Raw genomic sequence first — 5217 nt, 5'->3', positions numbered from 1 at the left:
GCCAGGGCGCGGCGGGACGTGGGCACGGTGACCCCGTGCTCACGGTCGCAGTTGGCTGCAAACAAGTGATTTCAATGGAAGTGAGTGTTCATGGATAAGCCCAGATTGCGCAAGTTCGGCCTTGGCGCCGCCGTGGCCCTGGTTGTCGGCATCACCCTGTATGCCGTCCAGGCCCCGGCCAAGGCGCCGCAGTACATCACAGCCACGGTCGAACGTGGCGATATCGAACACGCGGTGTTGGCCACCGGCATGCTCGAAGGGGTCAGGCAGGTCGACGTCGGCGCGCAGGTATCCGGTCAGCTCAAGTCGCTCAAGGTCAAGCTGGGCGACAAGGTCAGCGAGGGCCAGTGGTTGGCCGAGATCGACCCGCTGGTGCTGCGTAACACCTTGCGCCAGGCCGAGGTCGACGAAGACAAACTGCAGGCGCAAAAGCGCTCGGCCCTGGCCCAGCTCAAGCAGGCCCGGCGCGTTTATGAGCGCTACAGAGCGTTGCAGGAAGACGAGTCGGTGTCGCGCCAGGACTTCGAGAACGCCGAGTCCGACTATGAAGTGCAGCAAGCGGCGGTGCGCTCGCTCGATGCACAGATCCAGAGCGCCCGCGTCGAGATCGACACGGCCAAGGTCAATCTGGGTTATACGCGCATCAACGCGCCCATCACCGGGCACGTGGTGGGTATCGTCACCCAGGAGGGGCAGACGGTGATCGCCAACCAACTGGCACCGGTGCTGCTCAAGCTGGCCGACCTCGACACCATGACGGTCAAGGCCCAGGTCTCGGAAGCTGACGTGATTCACATCAGCCCCGGCCAACCGTTGTACTTCACCATTCTTGGCGAGGACAAGCGCTACTACGCCAAGTTGCGCGGGACCGAACCTGCGCCGCAGGACTACGCCCACAGCAGCGACAAGAGCGAAGCCAGCAGCAAGCCCAGTGGCGCGGTGTTCTACAACGCCCTGTTCGAGGTACCCAACCCCGAACATCGTCTGCGTATTGCCATGACCGCCCAGGTACACATCGTCCTTGAAACCGCCGCCCAGGCGCTGACCGTGCCGGTCGCGGCGCTGGGCCTGCGTAACGCCGATGGCAGCTTCCCGGTACGCGTGCTCGATGCCAAGGGCTTCGCCCAGGTGCGCAACGTGCAGGCTGGGATCAACAACAACGTCAAGGTGCAGATCAAGGACGGCCTGGCCGAAGGTGACCGCGTGGTGATCGGCGAGCCGGTGTCGGGCGAAGCGGGGGCTTGAGCATGAACATGAATGTCGAGCTGCGCGCCCATGCGCACCTGACTCAAGACCAGGCCCTGCCGCTGTTGCACCTGCAGGGGGTGACCCGTAGTTTTCTTGCCGGTGACCGTGAGTTTCATGCACTCAAGGGGATCGATCTGCGCATCGACAGTGGCGAGCTGGTGGCCATCATCGGCGCCTCGGGGTCTGGCAAGTCGACCCTGATGAACATCCTCGGCTGCCTGGACCACGCCAGCAGCGGCAGCTATCAGGTCAGCGGCCAGGAAACCCGGGCGCTTGACGACGACGCCCTGGCAGCGCTGCGGCGCGATCATTTTGGTTTCATCTTCCAACGCTACCACCTGCTGCCGCACCTCGACGCCCTGCACAACGTCGAGATTCCTGCCGTCTATGCAGGCGTCAGCCAGGGCCAGCGGCATGAGCGGGCGCAGGCGTTGCTGACGCGCCTGGGCCTGGCCAGCCACCTCGGCCACCGCCCCAGCCAGCTATCAGGGGGCCAGCAGCAGCGGGTGAGCATCTGCCGGGCGTTGATGAATGGCGGCCAGGTGATCCTCGCCGACGAGCCGACCGGTGCGCTCGACACCGCCAGCGGCAAGGAAGTGATGAATATTCTGCTGGAACTGCACCGCGCCGGTCACACCGTGATCCTGGTCACCCACGACCCCAAAGTCGCCGCGCACGCCGAGCGTATCATCGAAGTCAGCGATGGGCAGATCGTCAGCGACCAGCGCAGCGCCCGCCGGGCACCCGTTGCTGCGGTCACCGAAGCGGCGCCGCAGGTGTCCGCTGCCAGGCGCTGGTTCGCAAGCCTGGGCATGTTCGGCGAAGCCTTCAAGATGGCCTGGATCGCATTGATCTCCCACCGCATGCGCACCTTGCTGACCATGCTCGGCATCGTCATCGGCATTACCTCGGTGGTGTCGATTTCGGCCATTGGCGAGGGCGCCAAGGGCTATGTGCTCAAGGACATCCAGGCCATTGGCAGCAACACCATCGATATTTATTCAGGCAGCAATTTCGGCGACAGCCGGGCCAAGACCATCGAGACCTTGCTACCGGCCGATGTGGCAGCGCTCAACGAGCTGTACTACGTCGACAGCGCCACCCCGGTGATCGGCCAGAGCGCCCTGGTGCGCTACCGTAATCTGGACGTGGACGTGCAGCTCAATGGCGTCAGCGAACGCTACTTTCAGGTGCGTAACATCGCCCTGGCCGCCGGCATCGTGTTCAGCGCCGATGATGCTCGGCGCCAGGCGCAGGTGGTGGTGATCGACCACAACACGCGCCAGCGCCTGTTCGGCAGCAACGTCGAGCCATTGGGGCAGATCATTCTGGTGGGCAATCTGCCGTGCACGGTGATCGGGGTGACCGCCGAGAACAAGAACCTGTTCGTCGCCAGCAACCAGCTGAACATCTGGATGCCCTATGAAACCGCTGCAGGGCGCGTGCTGGGCCAGCGTCATCTGGACAGCATCAGCGTGCGCATCAAGGACGGCGTGCCCAGCAAGCGCGTGGAAGAGGAAGTGACCAAGCTGATGCTGCAGCGCCACGGCAGCAAGGACTTTTTCACCAACAACCTCGACAGCATCATGCAAACGGTGCAGAAAACCAGCCGCTCACTGACCTTGCTGCTATCGCTGATCGCCGTGATCTCGCTGGTGGTCGGTGGCATCGGGGTGATGAACATCATGCTGGTGTCGGTCACCGAGCGCACCCGTGAAATCGGCATTCGCATGGCCGTGGGGGCACGTCAGGCCGACATCCGCCAGCAGTTTCTGGTCGAAGCGGTGATGGTCTGTCTGTTCGGCGGTCTGGTCGGCATCGGCCTGTCCTACGGCATTGGCTATCTGTTCGAGTTGTTCGTCAAGCAGTGGGAGATGGTGTTCTCGCCGGCCTCGATCGTCATGGCTTTCGCCTGCTCGACGCTGATCGGTGTGGTGTTCGGCTTCGTGCCGGCGCGCAATGCGGCGCGGCTGGACCCCATCGAGGCCTTGGCGCGTGACTGAGGCATGCCAGGGCACCTAGCCCACGGCATACATCCAGCGCATCAGCGAATGGCGCCCGCTGATGCCAAGCTTGATGGCCGCCCGGCGCAGGTAGCTTTCCACCGTATTGACCCGTAGGGCCAGGCGCTCGGCCTGCTCAGGCGCCGTGTGCCCGGCCAGCAGGCCAAGGCACACCTGGGCTTCACGTTGCGAAAGCTTGAGCCCGGACTGGGCAAGACGCTCTTGAAAACGCTCCTCCAGACTCTCTGGCAGGCTAGGTTGGACGACCGGCTGCAGGGCGTCGATGTGCTTTTCCAGCATAGGCAGCAACAGCGGTGAGATGTCGTCCAGGCGGCTGCGTTCGTGGGCGGAAAAGCCATAGGTCGAACCTGCTCGCAGCACTTGGATTTCAAAGCGCGAATCGTCTTTGCGGCGGATTCGGTGTAGCCGCGACGGGTCACTGAAATCGGCGTCCAGGCCGCGCTGGTCGGTGAACACGGTTTCGTCTATCAACGCCGATTCGTCGCTGCACGCGGCAGTGGCAGCGTGGCGTATCTGCATGGCATCGATGGTCAGGTGCGCCTGGATCAGGCTGTGCAGCATGCGCGGAAACTGGCGGCTGCCGGTGCTGGCAATGACCTTGCCGATTTGCGGGTAGAGCAGGTGCGAATTCATTGTGTCATCCATGAGTTTCGGTGGCGCAGGGTGCGCCGGGCAGTCGGCCACGCGCCTGGGCGTCTTGCCGCGGGCGCTACTCGATATCCTAGTACAACGGTTGAGTGACGGTTAAATGAAACGGTGATAATGGCAGAATAATGGCGTCAAGCGCCAGGCGTCTACCGTCCTGGCTGATGTCGGGTATCATGCAGGCCCATTTCTCCATGAGGCCTGTGCCATGTCCCTGAGTGCTGATCAGATCGGCGAATTCCAAGCGTTCGCCGAGCAGTTGGCCGATGCTGCGGCAGCGGCGATTCAGCCGTATTTCCGCGCTAGCCTGGCGGTCGAGGACAAGGGTGGGCGTCTGTACGACCCGGTCACCATCGCCGACAAGGCCGCTGAAGACGCCATGCGCGCGCTGATTGCGCGGCGCTACCCAGAACACGGCATCTTGGGTGAAGAGGCCGGTATCGCCGTGGGCAGCAGCCCGCTGACCTGGGTACTCGACCCGATAGACGGTACCCGTGCATTCATTACCGGGCTGCCGTTGTGGGGCACGCTGATTGCCCTGAATGACGGTACCCGGCCGCTGCTTGGCGTGATGAACCAGCCATTCACCGGCGAACGCTTCGTCGGCACGCCAGCAGGCGCCTGGCGCAGCGGCACGCCGCTGAAGACGCGGCCTTGCGCGGACCTGGCCAGTGCGACCCTGATGTGCACCACGCCTGACATGTTCGACACCGCCGAACGCAAAGCGGCCTTTGAAGCCGTCGCCGGCCGCGCGCGGCTGCTGCGTTATGGTGGCGACTGCTATGCCTACTGCATGCTCGCCTCGGGCTTCGTCGATGTAATCGTCGAAGCGAGCCTGCAACCGTACGATGTGCAGGCGCTGATGCCGATCATCGAGGGTGCAGGCGGCGTGATCACGGCCTGGGACGGCAGCAGCGCGCAGCATGGCGGCTGCGTAGTGGCCTGCGGTGATCCGGCGTTGCATGCGCAGGTGGTGCAGATGCTGCGCGCTGCCATGTAGAGGTCGGCCCATGCGATCGCGCGCCACGGTCGATGCGGGCGGACACCGGCGTTACTGGCCGCGTAGGAGCGAGCGCAGCTCGCGATGCGCCGCACGGGCGGCGCTCGATCGCACAGGCAGCAAATATCCCAAGGCAAGCATGAAACCGCCGCGCTGTTCCGTGGTTTCGGGTTCTTGCGAGGCCAGGCCGCACCGATTCGCGGCGCAGCCGCCGAATGGCGAGCCGCGCTGCCATGTAGGCATCGATGACCGGGGCCTGTGCGATCAAGCGCCGCTCGCGCGGCGCATCGCGAGCTGTGC

4 protein-coding genes are annotated in these 5217 nt (G+C 64.1%); 3 read left to right on the top strand and 1 reads right to left on the bottom strand.

Annotated features, from left to right (window positions below):
* Nucleotides 1-90 precede the first annotated feature (90 nt).
* Nucleotides 91-1245 (top strand): macrolide transporter subunit MacA, encoded by a 1155-nt coding sequence (gene macA / locus ACLEJW_RS03440; protein WP_440776977.1) that lies wholly within the window; start codon nt 91-93, stop codon nt 1243-1245.
* A gap of 2 nt (nt 1246-1247) precedes the next feature.
* A complete protein-coding gene (locus tag ACLEJW_RS03435) occupies nt 1248-3251 on the top strand; it encodes a MacB family efflux pump subunit (RefSeq protein WP_440776976.1) in 2004 nt (667 codons plus the stop codon).
* Between the two features lie 15 nt (nt 3252-3266).
* On the opposite strand, the gene ACLEJW_RS03430 is transcribed toward ACLEJW_RS03435, so the two are convergent.
* Nucleotides 3267-3905 carry a helix-turn-helix transcriptional regulator gene (locus ACLEJW_RS03430; protein ID WP_313303146.1) on the bottom strand — a complete coding sequence of 213 codons (639 nt, stop codon included), beginning with the start codon at nt 3903-3905 and terminating at the stop codon, nt 3267-3269.
* Between the two features lie 220 nt (nt 3906-4125).
* Between ACLEJW_RS03430 and hisN the strand changes: the two genes are divergently transcribed.
* On the top strand, nt 4126-4917 hold the full coding sequence (hisN, locus tag ACLEJW_RS03425; RefSeq protein WP_313303144.1) for a histidinol-phosphatase: 792 nt from the start codon (nt 4126-4128) through the stop codon (nt 4915-4917).
* Nucleotides 4918-5217: the final 300 nt, after the last annotated feature.

This window comes from Pseudomonas sp. SMSB3 (assembly GCF_052041965.1).
GTDB lineage: Bacteria > Pseudomonadota > Gammaproteobacteria > Pseudomonadales > Pseudomonadaceae > Aquipseudomonas.
The sequence above is the reverse complement of the archived record's forward strand: the minus strand, read 5'-3'. Positions and strand labels throughout refer to the sequence as shown.

Bases quoted from the DNA above. Each gene is read 5' to 3' on its own strand.
- ACLEJW_RS03430 (WP_313303146.1), bottom strand. From the start codon at position 3,905: ATGAATTCGCACCTGCTCTACCCGCAAATCGGCAAGGTCATTGCCAGC.
- hisN (WP_313303144.1), top strand. From the start codon at position 4,126: ATGTCCCTGAGTGCTGATCAGATCGGCGAATTCCAAGCGTTCGCCGAG.
- macA (WP_440776977.1), top strand. From the start codon at position 91: ATGGATAAGCCCAGATTGCGCAAGTTCGGCCTTGGCGCCGCCGTGGCC.
- ACLEJW_RS03435 (WP_440776976.1), top strand. From the start codon at position 1,248: ATGAACATGAATGTCGAGCTGCGCGCCCATGCGCACCTGACTCAAGAC.